General features: G+C 65.9%; 21 protein-coding genes and 1 tRNA gene. 9 read left to right on the top strand and 13 right to left on the bottom strand.

Features of this window, described 5'->3' with window-relative positions; genetic code table 11:
• Nucleotides 1–2: 2 nt before the first annotated feature.
• Nucleotides 3–85, bottom strand: a tRNA-Leu gene (locus tag FM113_RS12485).
• Between the two features lie 138 nt (nt 86–223).
• Between FM113_RS12485 and FM113_RS12490 the strand changes: the two genes are divergently transcribed.
• From FM113_RS12490 to pknB, 7 genes are read left to right on the top strand one after another with little or no spacing between them, the layout of a single operon-like run.
• Nucleotides 224–1,114 (top strand): DUF3662 and FHA domain-containing protein, encoded by an 891-nt coding sequence (locus FM113_RS12490; protein WP_087015146.1) that lies wholly within the window; start codon nt 224–226, stop codon nt 1,112–1,114.
• Nucleotides 1,111–1,710, top strand: coding sequence for an FHA domain-containing protein (locus tag FM113_RS12495; protein ID WP_087015147.1), 600 nt, complete (start codon nt 1,111–1,113; stop codon nt 1,708–1,710). Before FM113_RS12490 ends, FM113_RS12495 begins: the two co-directional genes overlap by 4 nt.
• 2 nt (nt 1,711–1,712) lie before the next feature.
• The gene (locus tag FM113_RS12500; RefSeq protein WP_176387214.1) at nt 1,713–2,981 is read left to right on the top strand and encodes a PP2C family serine/threonine-protein phosphatase; all 1,269 of its coding nucleotides are present in this window, start codon (nt 1,713–1,715) and stop codon (nt 2,979–2,981) included.
• Nucleotides 2,974–4,383 carry an FtsW/RodA/SpoVE family cell cycle protein gene (locus FM113_RS12505; RefSeq protein ID WP_254909000.1) on the top strand — a complete coding sequence of 470 codons (1,410 nt, stop codon included), beginning with the start codon at nt 2,974–2,976 and terminating at the stop codon, nt 4,381–4,383. The genes FM113_RS12500 and FM113_RS12505 overlap by 8 nt, the downstream gene beginning before the upstream one ends.
• A complete protein-coding gene (locus FM113_RS12510; protein ID WP_087015149.1) occupies nt 4,380–5,867 on the top strand; it encodes a penicillin-binding protein 2 in 1,488 nt (495 codons plus the stop codon). The genes FM113_RS12505 and FM113_RS12510 overlap by 4 nt, the downstream gene beginning before the upstream one ends.
• Entirely contained in the window at nt 5,864–7,639 is a 1,776-nt protein-coding gene (locus FM113_RS12515; RefSeq protein WP_087015150.1) for a serine/threonine-protein kinase, read from the top strand. The genes FM113_RS12510 and FM113_RS12515 overlap by 4 nt, the downstream gene beginning before the upstream one ends.
• Nucleotides 7,640–7,699: 60 nt before the next feature.
• Nucleotides 7,700–9,415: a Stk1 family PASTA domain-containing Ser/Thr kinase gene (pknB, locus tag FM113_RS12520; protein WP_087015151.1), complete on the top strand. Its 1,716-nt coding sequence runs from the start codon at nt 7,700–7,702 to the stop codon at nt 9,413–9,415.
• Between the two features lie 71 nt (nt 9,416–9,486).
• On the opposite strand, the gene FM113_RS12525 is transcribed toward pknB, so the two are convergent.
• The 3 genes from FM113_RS12525 to FM113_RS12530 are packed head-to-tail and all read right to left on the bottom strand — an operon-like array spanning nt 9,487 to nt 11,032.
• The gene (locus FM113_RS12525; protein ID WP_087015152.1) at nt 9,487–10,119 is read right to left on the bottom strand and encodes an aminodeoxychorismate/anthranilate synthase component II; all 633 of its coding nucleotides are present in this window, start codon (nt 10,117–10,119) and stop codon (nt 9,487–9,489) included.
• The gene (locus FM113_RS18210; RefSeq protein WP_176387215.1) at nt 10,116–10,274 is read right to left on the bottom strand and encodes a hypothetical protein; all 159 of its coding nucleotides are present in this window, start codon (nt 10,272–10,274) and stop codon (nt 10,116–10,118) included. Before FM113_RS18210 ends, FM113_RS12525 begins: the two co-directional genes overlap by 4 nt.
• Complete coding sequence (locus FM113_RS12530; protein ID WP_087015153.1) at nt 10,274–11,032, bottom strand: class E sortase; 759 nt, start codon at nt 11,030–11,032, stop codon at nt 10,274–10,276. Before FM113_RS12530 ends, FM113_RS18210 begins: the two co-directional genes overlap by 1 nt.
• Nucleotides 11,033–11,089: 57 nt before the next feature.
• Between FM113_RS12530 and FM113_RS12535 the strand changes: the two genes are divergently transcribed.
• Entirely contained in the window at nt 11,090–11,365 is a 276-nt protein-coding gene (locus FM113_RS12535; protein WP_087015154.1) for a cell division protein CrgA, read from the top strand.
• 168 nt (nt 11,366–11,533) lie between these two features.
• Here the strand turns inward: FM113_RS12535 and FM113_RS12540 are convergent, their stop codons facing one another.
• A complete protein-coding gene (locus tag FM113_RS12540) occupies nt 11,534–12,475 on the bottom strand; it encodes a rhomboid family intramembrane serine protease (protein WP_087015155.1) in 942 nt (313 codons plus the stop codon).
• Nucleotides 12,476–12,480: 5 nt separating this feature from the next.
• On the bottom strand, nt 12,481–12,990 hold the full coding sequence (locus FM113_RS12545) for a peptidylprolyl isomerase (RefSeq protein ID WP_087015156.1): 510 nt from the start codon (nt 12,988–12,990) through the stop codon (nt 12,481–12,483).
• A 185-nt stretch (nt 12,991–13,175) separates the two neighbouring features.
• Between FM113_RS12545 and FM113_RS12550 the strand changes: the two genes are divergently transcribed.
• The gene (locus FM113_RS12550; protein WP_087015157.1) at nt 13,176–13,682 is read left to right on the top strand and encodes a DUF5324 family protein; all 507 of its coding nucleotides are present in this window, start codon (nt 13,176–13,178) and stop codon (nt 13,680–13,682) included.
• 68 nt (nt 13,683–13,750) lie between these two features.
• Here the strand turns inward: FM113_RS12550 and FM113_RS12555 are convergent, their stop codons facing one another.
• From FM113_RS12555 to FM113_RS12585, 7 genes are all read right to left on the bottom strand, one after another.
• Nucleotides 13,751–14,335, bottom strand: a complete 585-nt coding sequence (locus tag FM113_RS12555; RefSeq protein ID WP_087015158.1) for an NUDIX hydrolase — start codon at nt 14,333–14,335, stop codon at nt 13,751–13,753.
• A 10-nt stretch (nt 14,336–14,345) separates the two neighbouring features.
• Nucleotides 14,346–15,404, bottom strand: coding sequence for an alpha/beta hydrolase (locus tag FM113_RS12560; protein WP_087015159.1), 1,059 nt, complete (start codon nt 15,402–15,404; stop codon nt 14,346–14,348).
• Nucleotides 15,405–15,435: 31 nt separating this feature from the next.
• Complete coding sequence (locus FM113_RS12565) at nt 15,436–15,765, bottom strand: hypothetical protein (protein ID WP_087015160.1); 330 nt, start codon at nt 15,763–15,765, stop codon at nt 15,436–15,438.
• Nucleotides 15,746–16,300 carry a hypothetical protein gene (locus tag FM113_RS12570; RefSeq protein WP_087015161.1) on the bottom strand — a complete coding sequence of 185 codons (555 nt, stop codon included), beginning with the start codon at nt 16,298–16,300 and terminating at the stop codon, nt 15,746–15,748. The genes FM113_RS12565 and FM113_RS12570 overlap by 20 nt, the downstream gene beginning before the upstream one ends.
• A 4-nt stretch (nt 16,301–16,304) precedes the next feature.
• Nucleotides 16,305–16,997, bottom strand: coding sequence for a response regulator transcription factor (locus tag FM113_RS12575; RefSeq protein WP_087015162.1), 693 nt, complete (start codon nt 16,995–16,997; stop codon nt 16,305–16,307).
• Nucleotides 16,985–18,259, bottom strand: coding sequence for a sensor histidine kinase (locus tag FM113_RS12580; RefSeq protein ID WP_087015163.1), 1,275 nt, complete (start codon nt 18,257–18,259; stop codon nt 16,985–16,987). The genes FM113_RS12575 and FM113_RS12580 overlap by 13 nt, the downstream gene beginning before the upstream one ends.
• A 69-nt stretch (nt 18,260–18,328) precedes the next feature.
• Complete coding sequence (locus FM113_RS12585) at nt 18,329–18,742, bottom strand: helix-turn-helix transcriptional regulator (protein ID WP_087015164.1); 414 nt, start codon at nt 18,740–18,742, stop codon at nt 18,329–18,331.
• Between the last annotated feature and the right edge of the window lie 81 nt (nt 18,743–18,823).

An 18,823-nucleotide genomic window follows, 5' to 3' on the forward strand; every position in this document is an offset into this window, starting at 1 on the left:
CGTGCGCGAGGGGGGACTTGAACCCCCACGCCCTTGCGGGCACTGGCACCTGAAGCCAGCGCGTCTGCCATTCCGCCACTCGCGCGAGTTGTCGAGCTGAGCGTTTCCGCCCTGCCAACTCCACAACCTTAGCAGCACCATGCCCCTCACACCAAAGCGGGCTAAACTGAAACGAACCGTCATCGCGGATTCGCGGTGCAAACCGAAAGGGCGTCACCAACTCGTGGGCATTCTCGACAGCGTAGAGCGCGGGCTCGAACGCGCCGTCAACGGCGCATTCGCTCGCACCTTCCGCTCCGGCGTGCAACCGGTGGAGATCGCTTCGGCGCTCAAACGGGAGCTCGATATTGGCGCGGTGATTGTGGACCGGGACCGCGTGTTGGCCCCGAACCGCTTCACCGTGCGCGTGTCCACGAAGGACGCTGAGCGGCTGCAGAACTTGGGCACCGCACTCGAGCAGGAGCTGCGGGGAGTGGTGCTGAAGCACGCGAAGCGACAGAGCTATCAGCTGCTGGGCGAGCCCGACGTTGAAGTCCGCGCCGACGAATCCCTGACAACCGGCGTGTTGGAGATCGACGCCCTGCGTGTCGAGGGCTCCGTGGACTGGGTGGCCGCCATTGACGTCGACGGCACACGGCACGAACTCCCCCGCGGCACCACCACTGTGGGACGCGGCAGCGACTGCGGGATCCGCATCTCAGACACCGCCGCCTCGCGCAAGCACCTCGAGCTCATCTGGGATGGCTCCGCCGGCATCGCGCGGGATCTTGGCTCCACGAACGGATCAAAGATCAACGGCCAGCGCTTCCGCGAGGCCGCCCTCGTGCAGGGCATCACGATCACGATTGGGCAGACCTCTCTGGTGTTCCAGATGGTGCCCTCCCGCGACGCCGCAGCGCAGCGCCGGCCGGCACCCCCGGCACCGGCTGCACCCACACGCCCTGCGCCGCCTGCGCGCCCGGCCGAGGCGCAGGTCCCGCCTGCAGCGGATCCCGGAAACTTCCCCCTCCCCAGCGCACGACGGGCGACGCCGCCCGCTTCAGCTCAGTCGGCGGGCGGACAGGCGGGCGGCGACACGCCCGGCATTGATGAGGACTTTTGGAGAGGCCTATGAGCGAGCTCACCCTCCTGGTCCTACGGATCGGGTTTCTACTGCTGCTGTGGCTGTTCATCTTCGCGATCGTTTACGCCCTCCGCAGCGATCTATTCGGGGCCCCCGTGCGCCGAATGCGCGGCGAGGGTGCCACGGGCGCCGGATCCGGCGGCGGCTCCCCCGTCGTCGCGCCCCACCCCACCCCGGTGCCAGTGGCAGCAGCCGCGGCACCGCCCGGGGGCGGAAGTCAGCCCACCTCCTCGGTCCCCCCGCTCACCCCCTCGGGTGGGGCGCTCCCCACTGCCGGAGTCTCCCACTCGGGCGGACCGGCCGGAACGCTCGCGATCATCTCCGGCGTCGCCACGGGCACCACGATCCCACTCGACGAGGACTTTGTCACGATCGGGCGCAGCGGAGATTCCACGCTCGTGATCGTGGATGAGTACACCTCGACCTATCACGCGCGACTTTCCCGCTCTGGCGATCAGTGGCTCCTCACGGATCTCGACTCCACGAACGGCACGAAGCTGGGCGGGGAGCGTGTCACCAAGCCGGTCATCGTCCCGCTCTACACGCCGGTCACGATCGGCACGACGACGTTTGAGTTGAGGCCATAAGCGTGACGGTTGCGTATGAGAGCGCCATCGGTTCCCACGTCGGAATGGTGCGCTCGAACAACCAGGATTCCGGGTACGCCGGGGATCACCTGTTCCTCGTTGCCGATGGCATGGGCGGACACGCGGGCGGCGATGTCGCCTCCGCAATCGCCGCCAAGGAGATGGCCGCGTTCGATGTCGCGCCGCTCGGCAGCCCCGAGGCGACAACAAATACACTGCGCACCGCGGTCCTGGAGACCAACGCGAAGCTCCGCGCTACCGTGCTCGACCGACCCGAGCTGGCCGGCATGGGCACCACGTTCACCGGTTTCATCACGGTCGGCGACAAGCTGGCCCTCGCCCATATCGGCGATTCCCGCCTCTACCTGCTCCGGGACGACGAGCTGCGTCAGGTCACCAAGGATCACACTTTTGTGCAGCGCCTCGTTGACAGCGGCAAGATCACAGAAGAAGAGGCCGCGGTGCACCCGCGGCGCTCTGTCCTGATGCGCGTACTTGGTGATGTTGATTCCTCCCCGCAGGTTGACACCCAGGTGCTCGAGACGCGCCCCGGAGACGTCTGGTTGCTCTGCTCTGACGGGCTCTGCGGCTACGTCGACGACCCGGACATCGAGAAAATCATGCGGCGGCGCACCTCGCTGCAGGGTGCAATCGACGGCCTGATCGACAAGAGCCTCTCGCATGGCGCCCCGGACAACGTCACCGCGGTGCTCGTTGAAACCGTCGAAGCGCCGGATCGCGACCCGAACGAGACCCTCGAGCTTCCGGCCCCCAACCCCCGTTTCGCGGGATCCGCGGCCACGGCCCCGGCCCCGCGCGACGGGGCGGTGTCGACCGCGCGCAACCGAATCCTCAGCCGCCGCCCGGTGCGCCGCCCGCCGCTCATCGCGGAGAGCCACTTCGAGCCACGCGTCGACGAGTACCTCGCAGAACTCATGGCCGAAACACGGCGCCGCAACCGCCGTCGCCGCCTCCTGTGGGCGTTCGGCGGGGTCGCCGTGCTCGTCGCTATCGGTGGTGCGCTTCTGTTCGGGTATCAGTGGACGCAGACACGCTACTTTGTGGGCACCGACGGTGAGACCGTAATCATCTATCGCGGCGTACAACAGAACATCGGCTCTTTCCAGCTGCACTCCGTCGCCGAAGACACCGACATTCCAGTGTCCGAACTTGACGGGCTCGAACAGCGCCAGGTCGAGCGCACACTCGCGGCCGGATCCATCGAGGAGGCACGCGAGATCGTGCTCCGGTTGGGGGTGCATGGTGAGTAACGCCCAGACGGGGAAGGACGAGCCCCGGACCTTCGAGAAGACCCGCACGAGTGAGACTGTGCTGCAGCGGATCACCGCGCTGCGCGCCCCCCGTCTGCTCATGGGCCTCGAACTGTCACTGCTGCTGTTCGCGATCGCCGTGGGCGTTGCGGCCGTCATCATCATCGACCTGACCGTGAACGGGGCGGTGACGGCGACGCTACTCCCGTCCGGTGCCCTGTTCATCGTGTCGCTGCTCGCGCTGCACTTCACGATCCGCAAGGTCACCCCAGATGCGGACCCCCTGATCATGCCCATCGCCGCGTTCTTGAACGTGATCGGCGTGGCAATGATTTACCGGATCGATCTCGCGAACGAGCTCACAGGCTGGGGTGCCGATTCGGTGCGGCAGCTCGTGTGGTCCACCGTCGCGGTTGTTGCCGCGATCGTGGTGCTCGCGCTGATCCGCAACCACATTGTGTTGTTCCGCTACACCTACCTCACCGGCCTCGCTGCCGTGATCCTGCTGCTCATGCCCATGCTTCCGGGAATCGGCAAGACGATCAACGGCGCACGGGTCTGGATCCACATCGGCTCTTTCTCCTTCCAGCCTGGCGAGATCGCAAAGATCCTGCTCGCGATCTTCTTCGCGGGCTATCTTGTGCGCAACCGCGACTCGCTCGCGATGGTCGGGAAAAAGCTGCTCGGGATCCGTTTCCCGCGCGGCCGGGACCTGGGCCCGCTGCTCGTGTTCTGGCTGGCCGCCATGAGCGTCCTCGTCTTCCAACGCGACCTTGGCACCTCGCTCCTCTACTTCGGCCTGTTCCTGTCGATGTTGTATCTCGCGACGGGAAGGATCGGCTGGATCATCCTGGGCGTCGGGTTGTTCCTGGTCGGTGGTCTCGTCGCGAGTCAGACTCTCGAGTATGTGAACCAGCGCTTTGAAAACTGGCTCAACCCCTTCGCGGACCCCTACGGGGTGAGCCACCAGATGGTGCAGGGCCTGTTCGGTATGGCCAATGGCGGCATGACCGGCACGGGGCTGGGGCAGGGTTACCCGGCCGACACCCCGCTCGCGCAAAGCGACTACATCATCCCGAGTCTCGGCGAAGAACTCGGCCTGATCGGGCTGTTCGTGATCCTCGCCGCGTACCTGCTCCTCGTGGGTCGCGGCCTGCGCATCGGCTTCGCTGGCCAGGATGACTTCGGCAAGCTGCTCGCCGCTGGCCTTGCCTTCGCCATCGCGCTCCAGGTGTTCATCGTGGTCGGTGGCGTGACCCGACTGATCCCGCTGACCGGGTTGACGGCACCATTCCTCGCGGCCGGTGGTTCCTCGCTCGTGTCGAACTGGATCATCATCGCCCTGCTGATATTGCTGTCCAACTCCGTCCGCAATCGACCGAAGTTGGTGATCCGCGCATGAACAAGCAACTGAAGTTCATAACCCGGACCGTGTTCGCGATGTTTATCGCGCTCTTTTTCGCGGTCACCATGATCCAGTTTGTGACCGCAGACGAACTGCGGGCGAACGAGCTCAACGGCCGAACAGTGAAAAACGGCTACAAAGTGGAGCGCGGCTCGATCCTCGTGGGCGGCGACCCCGTCGCGTTCTCCACGCCGACGGACGACTCGTTCCGCTACGTGCGGCAGTACTCCGCCGGGCCGCTCTACGCGCCGATCACGGGCTACTTCTCGCATTCACAGGGAATCTCCGGCCTCGAATTGGCGATGAACCAGGAGCTTTCCGGTATCGGCAATGCCCAGTTCTTTACCCGCATCATGAATACGCTCAACGGGGTCGCCCCGCAGGGGAGCTCGGTCGAGACCACGATCCAGGCCCGCGTGCAGGAGGCCGCCGCGGCCGCGATGTCGGAACAGGGCTTCGAAGGTGCCGTGGTCGCGATCGAGCCGAAGACCGGCAAGATCCTGGCACTCGTGTCTACTCCGAGCTTCGATCCGAATCTGCTGTCCTCGAATAGCAACGCGGACATCATCACCAACTACAAGCAGCTGGAGGAGGATCCCACGCGGCCCCTCCAGAACCGTGCCATCGCCGGCGATCTGTACCATCCCGGTTCGGTGTACAAGCTGCTCGTCGCGGCCGCCGCGATCGAAAACGGCGACGCGAGCCCGAGCTCGGCGTTCCCGAACCCCGCGCAACTCACTCTGCCCCAGTCGTCCAGCGTGATGCAGAACGCCTCTCGAACCGCCTGCGGGCCGGATGAGAAAGCGACCCTCGAGCAGGCGATTGTCCTCTCCTGCAATATTCCCATCGCCGAACTGGCGATGAAGCTGGACTCGGACGCGGTTTCTGAAATGGCGCGGGCCTTTGGATTCGAGCAGGATCTGACAATCCCGCTGCCCGTCACCCAGAGCGTCGCACCCACTCCGGAGAGTGATGCCGAGGCCGCGCTTTCCTCGATCGGGCAGCTCGACGTGCGCGCCACCCCACTGCAAATGGCGATGGTGTCCGCAGGGATCGCGAATGGCGGTACGGTTATGAAGCCGACCCTCGTTGAGCAGGTCATCACCCCGGATCTCCGGGTGGAGACGCAGGTGAGCCCGACGGAGTTCAGCAAGCCCATTTCTTCGAAAACCGCTGACGCGGTGACCGGGATGATGGAGAAGGGCGTCTCCTCCACGGAGGGGCTCGCGCAGAAGTCTGCGATCCCGGGCGTTCGCGTCGCGGGGAAGACGGGCACCGCAGAGAACGGCACTAACGCCGAAGGGAATGACCTTCCCTTTACGCTGTGGTACACAGGGTTCGCTCCAGTGGACGACCCGAAGGTTGCCGTCGCCGTTGTGGTCGAAGATGGTGGCGGAGAAGCATACGGTTATGTGGGGTCGTCGTACGACATTCCCACGGCCGTCGGAAAACGAGTAATGGAAGCGGTGTTGAGCGAATGAGACCAGCAGCAGGGATCACATTCGGCGGACGCTACGAGCTCAGCTCGAGGATCGCCGTCGGGGGCATGGGCGAGGTATGGAACGCTACCGACAGCATTATCGGTCGCACCGTCGCCATCAAGATCCTCAAAGACGAGTACATGGGGGACCCCGGCTTCCTCGAGCGCTTCCGCGCCGAGGCCCGGCACGCCGCACTCGTCAACCACGAGGGCATCGCCAACGTCTTCGACTACGGCGAGGAACAGGGCTCCGCATACATCGTCATGGAGCTCGTTCCCGGCGAACCGCTTTCCGCGATCATCGAGCGAGAGGGGCGGCTCCCACCGAACCGTGTGCTCGGCATCGTCGCGCAGACCGCGACGTCGCTGCAGGCCGCTCACGACGCTGGTCTCGTGCACCGCGACATCAAGCCGGGCAACCTGCTGATCACGCCTGAGGGGCGCGTCAAGATCACCGACTTCGGGATCGCCCGTATCGCCGACCAGGTTCCCCTCACCGCGACCGGTCAGGTCATGGGCACCGTGCAGTACCTCGCACCCGAGCAGGCCAGCGGCCACACGGCCACCTCGACGACCGACATCTACTCGCTCGGCGTTGTCGCCTACGAGTGCCTCGCGGGCCGGCGCCCGTTCACCGGCGAATCACAGGTCGCGATCGCGATGGCGCAGATCAACGACACCCCGCCGGATCTGCCGAGCGACATTCCGGAGCCCGTGCGCAACCTCGTCTACGCGTGCCTCGCGAAGGACGCTGCCGGGCGCCCGCAGACCGCAGCAAAGCTTGCGCAGGCCGCAACGGCACTGCACCGCGGCGACGTGCAGCTCGCGGCGAGCTATGTGCCGCAGGTACTGGGTCAGACTGAGCCTGCAACCACGGTCATGGCCGAGCAAACGGCGGGCATGGACGCCGCCACCACGGCGCTGCCCCGGACGACCGCACTGCCCGGGCAGGCCGCAAACACTGCGGTCCTCGGCGAAGACGGTCTTGACGGCGAAGTCGAAGAGACTCCGAAAAAGAAGAAGAGCGCCTGGACGTGGCCGCTGATCACGCTGCTCGCGCTACTTCTGCTTATCGGCGGCGGCACGGCATACGCCATACTGAGCGGAAACTCGGGCGATCCGAAGCCGACATCTTCCGCCCCCAAGCCGTCAAAGACCACGAAGCCGCCCACGACTACAACGCCGCCGCCCGTCACCACGGGCGTGGTGGACGACGGCCAGCTCGTTGGTATGAACATCGATGAGGCCGTCGGGTACCTGCAGGGCCTCGGCTTCTCGAACGTGAAGCCGCAGCCGGGCAACCAGGCCCCCGACGATCAGCTCAACATCGTCACCTCGGTCAACCCCACCGGTGACCGTGTGCCGTTCGACCAGCTCATTACCCTCACCTACAACGTGCCCTACGGGGAGGTGACTCAGCCCTCCGCGCCGACGGCCAGCCCCGCCAGCGTCAACTCCGGCGGCGTCTCCAACGTCAGCTGGGGCGTCGCGAGCTGCCCGACCGGACTCACGCTGCAGGCGTACAACGTCACGATTGGCGGCGACGGAACCGGTCCGGGCTCCGTGCAGTCACCGAACGTGGCGGTTACCGCGAACGAGCTCGCCGCCGGCGCAAGCGACGGCACCATTACGGTCAGCTACTCCGTGACGTGTGGCAACGGTTCCTCCGTGACGCGCACGTCGCCGGTGTCAGAGGCCACCACGATCACGGTGAAGGCGCCCGCGGCACCGAAGCCGGACCCGGAAAAGCCCGAGCAGGGGTCCGGCGACTAATCCTCGCCGCCCGCCTACCGCCTGACCCCGCCCGATCCCGATAAACTTGGAGACAGTCCCATGAGCACGGAAGAGGTGACCATGCCCGATACGGCAGACAACGGCGAGCAGCGCATTCTCGCCGGGCGCTACGCCATCGGGGAGTTCGTCGGGCAGGGCGGCATGGCGACCGTCTACCGCGGCACCGATACGAAGCTTGGACGCCAGGTCGCCATCAAGGTGATGAAGGCTGATCTTGCGGGTGACGAGCAGTTCCGCTCACGGTTCCGGCAGGAGGCGCAGTCCGCCTCACGGATGGCGCATCCCACTGTGGTGCGCGTCTTCGATGCCGGCGACGACCTCATCCAGACCGCGGACGGTCCGAAGCGGCTCCCGTTCATCGTCATGGAGTACGTCGAGGGACGGAACCTGCGCGAGATCACCGCGGAGCGCAAACTCTCGTCGGCGGAGGCGTGCCGCATTGTCGACTCGGTGCTGACGGCGCTCGAGTACTCGCACCGTGCCGGAATCGTGCATCGCGACATCAAACCCGCGAACATCATGGTGACGCAGAGCGGCCAGGTCAAAGTCATGGACTTCGGCATCGCTCGTGCGGTGTCCGAGACCTCGTCGACGCTGCAGCAGACTACCGCGATCCTTGGCACCGCCGCCTACTTCTCTCCGGAGCAGGCAAAGGGTGAGGCGATCGATGCTCGGACTGACCTGTACTCGACCGCGGTACTGCTGTTCGAGCTCCTCACCGGCGTGGTGCCGTTCCGCGGTGATAGCGCTGTGGCTGTTGCGTACCAGCACGTCAGCGAGCGCCCGAAGCCGCCGAGCGAACAGAACCCCGAGGTCTCCCCAGAACTCGACCGCGTCGTGCTCTATGGGCTTGCGAAGGACCGCGCCAAGCGGTTCCAGTCCGCCTCGGAGTTCCGTGAGGCCCTGCGCCTCGCCGCGAACGGCACGATGCCGAAGCTGGATCTGCAGCAGCAGGACACCGTGCTGTTCTCGGGTGGTGAAGAGGTGTCCGAGTCGGATCTCGCACTGCGCCAGCTCGCCGAGGGTGGCGGCGGATCGCGCACGCAGAGCCGGCCCCCCGTGATGTGGACGTGGGCGGCGATCCTCACCATCGGTGCCGTCATCATCGCCGTCGTGTTCTGGCTCGTCACGCTCGCTCCCAAGCAGTTCCTCCCGGATTCCTCCCGCGAGATCCCGGCGCTCGTGGATCTGGAGCGCGGCGAGGCAATCGAATTGCTGCGTTCGAAGGATCTTGTGGCACTGCCTGTCGAACAGACCAGTGACAAGACCGCCGCCGGCCACGTCATTTCTTCCGACCCCGAGACTGGCATTGTGCTGAGCCCGGGCGACGCGGTGACGATCTATATCTCGACGGGCCCCGAGTCCGCGAAGATCCCGGATTTCTCCCGGATGTCGCTCGACGACTACACGAAGGCGATCGAAGATCTGGGGCTCACGATTGGGGTGGTGACAACTGAGGACAACCCGCTCGAGGCGGAGGGCCGCGTGCTTGGTGTCTCGCCCGAGGTGGGATCTCAGCTCGAGTCAGGCAAGAGCGTGGACCTCACCGTGTCAAGCGGGCTTGTGCTCGTGCCGGATATCACCGGCCAACCGATGGACGTGGCGAGCTCTCTAATCGACGGGCTCGGGCTAAGCATCACGCAGACTCCGATCAACAGCTGCCCGGCGCAGGCCGGCTACCCGATCCTCGAGCAGTCCGTTGTCGGTCAGCAGGCGCAGGGATCGGCGCTCGAAATGAAGTACTGCACTGGCTAAACACCCCGCTGAATCGCGAAGGGCCGGACACCGTGTGGTGTCCGGCCCTTCGCGGTTCTGGCGTGCGGCCCTCAGCGCATGAGCGGGGTGAGCGAGCGCGCGATTTCGGCGGCGTTGGGCAGCCCTACGGTGCCGAGCCAGTTGCCGAGCTGCTGGTAGCCCCCCTCGGTGAGCACGGATTCCGGATGGTACTGCACGCCGTAGATCGGCAACTCTTGGTGGCGCAGCGCCATCACGATCCCGCCTGCAGTCTCCGCCGTCACCACGAGGGTCTCCGGAACCGTGTCACGGACCACAGCGAGCGAGTGGTATCGGGTGGCGTTGAACTCTTCGGGGACCCCCTGGAAGAAGGCGTCGCCCGCGTGCCGCACGCGCGACACCTTGCCGTGCATCAGTTCCTCCGCGTGGGTCACCGTGGCGCCCAGGGCCTCAGCGATGGCCTGATGGCCGAGGCACACCCCGAGTACCGGAATACCGGTGCGCAGCGCGATCCCGACCATCGCAATCGACACCCCCGCGTCACTGGGAGTTCCCGGCCCGGGCGAGATCAGCACGCCATCGAACTCGGTGAGAAGCTGTTCGAGCTCACCGGCGGAGACCTCGTCGTTGCGGATCACTCGAGTCGTTGCCCCGAGCTGCTGCAAGTAGCCGTTCAGGGTGTAGACGAAACTGTCGTAGTTGTCGATAACGAGGATGCGGGTCATGTTCCCACCGTAACTTCCTGTGCGGGGAGCTGCAGCGCAACCCAGGGGTATACATATGTGATGAGCGCGTACACGACAGCCGCTAGGGCAACGAGCAACACGAGGACCCGGAGCCACGCGGGGCCGGGGAAAAACCGCCAGAGGATCGAGAACACTAGCTCGCAGCTCCCTTCAGTGCCGGATTCAGTTCGAGCAGCTCCGCGGGCGGGCCATCGGCGCGCGCTTGGAAGCCTTCGAACACGGAGTACGCGATTGCGCGTTCGTCACTGCCCGCCCACTTCGGGTGACAGGTCGTGAGGGTGAGGATCTGATCTACACCCGGCTGACCTTCCAGCCTGGGGAACGGGTTCAGCACGTCGGTCTCATCGGGGAGCACGTATTCGATCGACCGGAAGCGGTACGAATACCAACCGTCGGCGGTTTCCACGAACATCGGATCCCCGACGCGCAGATTCATCACCTCGCGGAAGGAGTTGATCAGGGGTCCGGACCTGTGGCCCGCAAGCGCGACGTTCCCGGGCTCGCCGGGAAGCTGGGTCATCTCGTAGTGCCCCACACCCATTTCATCGAGGTTGAGGACAGTCCACCAGTCGGTGGTCTCCCCGATTCGATTCGCGTAGGTGGTCCCGAAGGCTGGCGCGTGCAGCACAGCGAACGCCTCGGACGGCGCGGGCTTGGGGGGCACAGGGATGCCGTCCGTTTGCAGCGGCCGCGCCTCCGCATCCCACTTCGCAGAGTCGCTCGCGGAGAGCTCCGATTGCTTCGCGGTGACAGTCACGCCCGTGTGCCAGGGCTGCCACACAATGAAACCGAGCACCCCGAGTCCCGCGACGAGCAGCAGCTCGCCGATCACGGTCAATGGGCTCAGGCGCGCTCTGCGACGGCGACGGCGGCCGCCTCGAGTCTGGGACATGCTGACATTCTAGATTGCGAGCCTGAGTCTCCCCGCGGTTCCGGCTAGAATCGAGCCATGGCAGCAGCAGGGAAAAACGTAAGCAAGCGTCAGTCGGGCGAACTCGAGCGCGATCGGGCAGAACGTGCTGCCGCGCGCAAGGAGGCACCGAACCCAGTGTGGTTCAAGCCCGTCATGTTCGGGTTCATGCTCCTCGGCCTGATCTGGATCGTGCTGTACTACATCACGAGTGGCAGCATGCAGCTCCCCGTTCCGGCCCTCGGCCAGGCAAACATCTTCGTCGGCTTTGGTCTGGTGCTCGTGGGCTTCTTGATGACCCCCTGGTGGAAGTAACCGCAGCCGCGGCGTTTTCCACATGGAATCACACCGGTGTAATTCCTCCCCAGGCTGGGGACAAGGCTGTGGATAACTTTCCCTCACGCTCGATCACGGGACCTGGTTCCCAGTGAGTACACGAATGCCCCCTCCAAGCGGAGGGGGCATTCGTGTACTTCAGCAGAACTAGAAGATCGCGGGCATCACGACAAGGTAGCCGCAGGCGAGCGCCGCAAGCACCACCCCGATACCCACGAGGGCCACGATCCGCGCGGTGCGGCGGCGCGGACCGCGGGTTGCGAGCAAGACGCCCATTGTGGCGGCACCGACGAGCATGCCGCCGAGATGCGCCTGCCAGGAAATATTCGCCCCGGGCAAGAAGCCGATACCCACATTGATCGCGAGCAGTACCGCCAAGGAGGTCACGTTGACCCGTGCGGCGCGGAACGCGACGAGGGTTGCTGCCAGCACGCCGAAAATCGCACCCGACGCCCCCACAGTGGGGACGTTGATCGTCTCCGGCGAAACGTACGCCCAGTACATGACCCCGAGGGAGCCGCCGACACCCGCGAACAGGTACAGCGCAAGGTAAGCCACGCGTCCGATCATCTGCTCCAGGTTGCGCCCAAAGAGCCACAGCGCATACATGTTGAACAGGATGTGGAAGATGAACCCGGTGGAGTGGGTAAACATCGCCGTGAACAACCGCCACGGCTCGAAACCCAGATCGGCGGGCAGCACGTCGGCGGGCAACGAATACAGCGGGGCGTACCACAGGGTGCGCGTGACTTCGTTGGCGCCAAAGTAGGAGCTGATCAGCTGCAGAACAAACACGACCGCACAGGCGATCATGATGCCGTAGGTCACCGGGGTATCCGAGGCTGCGATCCGGCGCCCGGTCACTCGTGAGGCACGCGCCGCCCGCTTCGCTGTACTCGGCTGCGTCTGCTTGGTGCACTCTGGGCACAGCACGCCCACGGCCGACACCACCTGGCACTCCGGGCAGATGGTGCGGCCGCAACGCTGACACAGCGTGAAGCTGTGCACGCGCGGGTGGCGATAGCAGACGTCATTCGGTCCGTATTCGACGCGCTCGCCGAACGCGGGCCCCGATCCGCTCGCCACCATGCTGCTTAGGCCTCGACGATGTCGACGCCGGTCATCACGACGTCCTCAACGGGGCGATCCATCGCGCCGGTCTGCACGGCCGAGATCGCGTCAACAACAGCCTTCGACGCATCGTCAGCGACCTCGCCGAAGATCGTGTGCTTGCCGTTGAGCCAGTCCGGAGCAATCGTGGTGATGAAGAACTGCGAACCGTTGGTGCCCGCGAGACGCCCGGTCATGTCGGGACGCTTACCCGCGTTCGCCATGGCCAGCTGGTACGGCTGGGTGAAGCCGAGCTCCGGGTGGATCTCGTCATCAAAGTTGTAGCCGGGGCCGCCGGTGCCCGTGCCCGTGGGGTCGCCACCCTGGATCATGAAGTTCGGGATAATGCGGTGGAAGATCACGCCGTCGTAGAAGCCCTTCTGGGACAGCTCAACGAAGTTCTTCACAGTCTTCGGGGCGTGATCCCCGAACAGGTTGATGACGATATCGCCGTGGTTGGTGTGGATAGTTGCTACCGAGGTGTGAGTGGTCATGGGTCCTAGTCTAGGCGGGGCCCTCAGAGACCCCTGAGCACTCGCCGTGCGGATTCTCAGCGTCTTCACCGGACCATTTTCCCAGGCAGAGTGTGGCGAGTCTCCAAAATCCCAGGTCTCTCGGTGTAGCGTGGGAGGGAGCAGAGCACTCACGCTCACCGCCTCGCCAAGCTAGGAGGACCGTAATGAATCTCTCACGCAAGCGCCGCCGCGAACTGCGCAGCCTACGGGGCAATGCGCAGGAGCTGCTCGATCAGCAGCGCGTCGTACTCAGCCAGGCCGGCGATGTACTCAGCCAGGCCGGCCATCAGGCCAAGCTCCTGAGCGACGAGCACCTCGCGCCTCGCGTCGAAGAAACTCTCGACGCTGTGCGTCCCACGGTTGATCGAGGCGTCGCCTCGGCACGGCGCGCAGCAGACAGCGTGCGTCGTGTCACCACCCCGTTCGTAGCGAATGCCCTCGCACGGACAATCCGCACACTTGATGAGCTCGACAACGACGACGCCGCCGCGAAGGTGCGGGGCTTCGGTGAGCGCGCGGGGTACCTCGCGCCGATCAAGACCAAGAAAAAGGGCCGCGTCGGCGGTTTCATCGCGCTCGGCCTCGGTGTCGCGGCTGCAGCTGGCGTGGGATACGCCCTGTGGCAGGCATTCCGCACCGATGACGAGCTGTGGGTCGCCCCCGAGCACTAGCTCCCCGCGCTGCCCCGCTACCGGGCAGCCAATCGAAGCCGCTGATCCCCCTGGGGTCGGCGGCTTCGCTATTCGGTGGAGTCTTGGGTGGGCTTTGCTCGCTGGCCGCCGGACTTCCCGCCCTTTGCGGCGGGCTTGCTCTGCTTCGCCGCGGTCTTCCCACCGCGCTGCGACGGCTTACCGCCCTTGCCCGCGTTCTTGCCCTGGCCTTTGCCGCCCCGCGCTGGGGCACGACGGGAGATTCCCGCCATCCGTAGCCCTGTTTGCACGAGCGAGAGCGTCCGCAGTGAACCGAGATCCTTGATCGGGACCCAGCGCGCCTCGTCGGAGGAGCCATCGACCTCGTTCTGCAGCGGACCGTCCTTGACCGAGGCCCGATAGACGATCCGGATCGTGTGCAGCTCCGGATCGCTGCCAGCCGGGACTTCTTCACGGACCATCACGCGGGAGTCAACTCCGAGGAGCTTCCCGACGCGGGCCTCCAACCCGGTCTCCTCCATCACTTCCCGAACGACCGCAACGCGCGGGTCCTCACCGTCCTCAAGACCACCGCCCGGCAGGGTCCACCCGTGCAGGTGACCGCGGCGCCAGTGCGTGAGCAGGATCTTGCCGCGGCGCTCTACCACCGCGTAGGCGGCCACTCGAAGATCCATGTCCCCGAGCCTACTCCGTTGGGCCCGCGTGGCCCGTCGCCGCCCCGAGGGAGCGCGGGCTTCCCCACTGCGCCCGCCAACCGATCAGCCACCGTTCCAGGCGGGCGTATGCATCGGCGCGCGGTCCCTCTGCGGACAGGAAGAGGTCATGGAGCCCGCCATTCACCCGATCCACTGTCACCGAGGACCCCAGTCTGAGCGCGGCCTTCGCCACTTCCTCGACGTCAAGAACGGTGTCAGCCCGGGTCAGGTCATCGTTCCACCGGAGCGGCAACGCCGAACGTGCAGACAACAGCACCCCGATGGGTGCCTCGATGCCAAGCCCATGACTGACCTGCTCATGCCCGGCGAGAATCGCGCGCAACCAGCCCGTCGAGACCGCGTGACTCCGCTCAGGACGCCACCGCGGATCGATCGCCGCGAGCTCGGCTTGCGGGCCAACCTCATGTTGCGCGCGCGAGTAGAAGCCATAGTCGAGCTGCGGCGCGACGTCCTTCGGTTTGAACCGCGCGCCCAGCGTGACAAGCGGCGCGATCAGCTGCCGGCCTGCGGTCGTGAACTGGAATTCCAACCACGGGCTGTTGAGCACGAGTCCGTCCGCCCGCCCCGGATGCCGACCGGCCCAGAGACTCAGTACCAAGCCGCCAGTTGAGTGCCCGCAGAGCACAAGCTTCCGAGTGGGGTCGCTCTCTCCGGCCTCGGCGATGAGCTCGAGCGCTCGCCCGATCTCCGCGTCGTACTCTTCCAAATTGTCGATGTAGCCCGCAGTTTGCCCCTCGCGCAGACTGCGGCCATACTTTCGCAGATCGAGGGCGAAGAACCTGGCACCACGGACCGTCCAGAACTCCGCGAGTTCCCGCTGAAAGAAGTAGTCCGACCAGCCGTGAACGTAGAGCACGTCTACCCCTTCGAGCAGACGCCGCTGTCCCCAGATCCGGGCCCAGAGGTGCCGCTGCGGCGGGTCCGACCGGACCAGCGTCGCGCTCAGCGGCCCCTCCTCATCGGCACCAAGGTCGATGTCAGTGCACACATACCCCGGTCCCAGGATGTCTTCTCGCCACACCGTCATGGGGCCAGTCTATGTCGGCACGGGAGTTCGATCAGTGGCCGGGGCGCAGCGTGAGCTCGCCCATGCTCACCTCCGCGGAAATCCGGTAGGGCGAGTCCGCGGCAGTCCGGAGGTCGTTCCGAACCTCCCCGATACTGGATCTTGTCTGCACAACGTAGCTCTCATCCGGAAGTTCAAGCGTCACGCTCCCGATCCCCACCTCCACATCGATTGTGGTGGGTGCGTCTCCGCGCAGGCGCGCGTCGAGATCCCCCATCGACACCTCGAAATCCGCGGCCTGAACCCCGGTGAACTCACCCGTGAACTTTCCCACTCCGACAGTGATGTCGAGCTCCCGCGCCTCACCGGTGACGGAGGCCACCCTCGAGGTGACCGGCCCGCGCGCGGATCAGTGGCGTCTGAGCCGTGACGAGGAGAGCCTCGTGGTGACAAGTCCGCGAGGCGTCCACGTCAAGCGCACGGGTGGCGAATTCCTGCGGCAGCGTAAGCGTTCCTACCGTGGACGTGCCGCGATCCGGCGGGCAGAATCCAAACCAGCAGCTCCCTCCGACGCCTCGCGGACTTGTCACCACGAGGCTCTCCTCGTCACGGCTCAGACGCCACTGATCCGCGCGCGGGCCGGTCACCTCGAGGGTGGCCTCCGTCACCGGGCCATAGGCGAGCGTGAACTCGGCTGTGTTGATGTCCAGGTCGAGCTCGGTGATTCCCTGCGCAGACGCCGTGTTGGACCCGCCCGAGGCACCACTCACCGTGGCCCCGACGGCGGCTGAGGCCGCTGAGGCACCGATCCCGAGGATCATCAAGCCACCAACTGCGGCGGTGCTCCACAGGATGGCGGATCCGGCGGCGCTGCGGCCGGTACGTTCGGTGGGCGTGGGCTGCTGTGGCTGAGTCATGAGGTCACACTCCAGTCTGGGGGTTCGGAAAGGTCTGCGGAGGCACCGCACCGGTGCTCTCCAGGTGCGCGATCGCGGCCAGGACGCGGCGATTGCCCGCTTCGTCCGGGCTTAACCCGAGCTTCTGAAAGATCGCGGTGATGTGCTTTTCAACGCTGGCCTCCGAGAGGAAGAGCAGCCCGGCAATCGCCTGGTTTGAGCGGCCCTCGGCCAGCGCGGCAAGGACAGTACGCTCGCGATCCGTGAGCGCCGCCATACGGTCGCCCCGGCCCCTCCGGTTGAGCAGCTGCGCCACGACCTCTGGATCCAGCACGGTCGCCCCGCCCGCGATTCGTTCAACCGCATCGATAAAGTCGGCCACATCGGCCACACGATCTTTGAGGAGATAGCCGAACGCCCCGCCCTGCGCGGCGATCAATTCGCTCGCGTAGCGCTCCTCAACGTACTGCGAGAGCACGAGCACGGGGAGTTGCGGGTGGGCCGCGCGGAGTTCCCGCGCCAGGCGGATCCCCTCGTCGGTGAACGTGGGCGGCAGCCGCACGTCGAGGATGCACAGCTCCGGGACCTCCCGGCGCACGGCCTCGGCCACCCCATCTGTGTCCGGGAGGGCCGCCACGACCTCGTGGCCCGAGTGTTCGAGCAGCCGGACCAGCCCCTCGCGGAGCAAAACGGAGTCTTCGCAGATCAGGATGCGCACGGGACACTCACCTCCAAGGACGTCGGCCCGCCCTGCGGGCTATCGATACGGACCGTACCGCCGGCCGCCTGGATCCGGTTCGTGATGCCATCGAGGCCACCGCCCGGGAGCACGCGTGCCCCGCCGATGCCGTTGTCTTCGACCCGCGCCCACAGCGTGTTCTCGTCCCGCAGTCGCACAACCACGCGGCACTCGCTCGCCCGAGAATGCTTCGCGGCATTGGTGAGTGACTCGGCGATCGCGAAGTACACGGCCGTTTCCGCCTCGCGACTGCAGCGACCCTGCAAGCGCACATCGAGCACCACGGGGATGTGCGAGCGCCCGGCCAGCGCCGAGAGTGCGGCGTCCAGGCCCCGGTCGTCGAGAACGGAGGCATGGATCCCGCGCGCCAACTGACGCAGCTCGGTGATCGCCGCCTTCGTCGAGGTGTGTGCCTCCGCGATGAGCGCCTTCGCTCCCGCGGGATCCGCGTCGATCTGCTGCTGCGCCAGGCCAAGCGTCATCCCCACCGACACGAGGCGCGGTTGCACCCCATCGTGGAGGTCCCGCTCGATCCTGGTGCGCTCAACCTCGGCCGCGCGCACGGCCCCGGCACGCTGCTGGACCGACGCCTGCACCTGCCGGGTCAGCTGCTGCGCTTTTGCACCGGCGGTCGCGAGTGGGATTGTAATGAGACGGTGCAGGAGCGCAATTCCGACGGCCAACGCGAGACTGATCAGGGCGCTCAGGATCCCCCACAGCGGAGTGTCCAGAGTCGCGAGAAGTCCCACGATCGAGGTGTCCTGTGGCAGGGTGCGGAGGTTACCGCCGAACAGCAGCACGATCCCCGTCACCACCGACCACAGGAAGCTCTGCACAAACGTCAGCATGATGACACCCAGCACGCACGTGATCAGGAAGCTTGAGACCGCGCGCCACATCCGGCCGTCCACGAACTGCCACCACACGGTGCGCAGGTAACCGGCGAAGCCAGGCTCCTGCCGCCTCACGGGCTGCAGCTCGGGGAGCTCCAAACGGTAGAGGGCACCGACCCGCACAATCTCGAACCAGCCCACACCAAACAGCGAGTACACAAGTCCAATGAGCGGGAAGATACCGATGCCCAGCAAAATGATCGTGCCGAGACCGACGCCTAGCAGCGCGCAGAATATCGCGACAACGACCCATCCCATCACGCCGATCGCGGCGAGATGCAGGATTGTCAGGAAGATGCGAAGTGGGGGCCGCGGTGTGGCCGCCGGTGCGCTCGGAGAACTGCTCATACCCCTACGGTAGAGCGCTCCGGACGCCCGCGGCAGCCGGGAGGCCGGAGACTCGCGTTCCGGGTTTCCCTACTCTGGGTGCCCGGCGGCCACCATATCGATCACCGGCGCAGTCGCCACGGCGAAGCGCGGGGCCCTCGGGGGCCGGCGCGCATCGGACTCCCCAGCGAGGGTGCCGTCGGGGGCGATATGGCTAAACATGTGCTCGACAACCGCGAGAATGTGCGGATCTTCGATCCGGTACAGTTGGCGCCGCCCATCGCGCCGCGACGCAACCATTCCTGCCGCCCGCAGTTTCGCGAGATGCTGGCTTGTGGTGGGCACGGTCGCCCCCGTGCGTTCCGCAAGCGTCGTAACGTCGTACTCCCCCTCTGAGAGCAGCCACACGATGTGGAGGCGATTCGGCGTCGACAGCATATCGAAGGTGCCCGCGGCCGCAGCCAGCTGGGCGTCGGTCACCATCGGTTCAGGGGGAAGGTCCATACCTCTATGATCCTCCGTTCTGTAACTTGCGCAAGTCAATGCATATTCGAACTATGCTGGCGGGGGCGCTGCCCCGCCAGC

Source organism: Leucobacter sp. 7(1), assembly GCF_900163635.1.
In the GTDB taxonomy this organism is placed as follows: domain Bacteria; phylum Actinomycetota; class Actinomycetes; order Actinomycetales; family Microbacteriaceae; genus Leucobacter.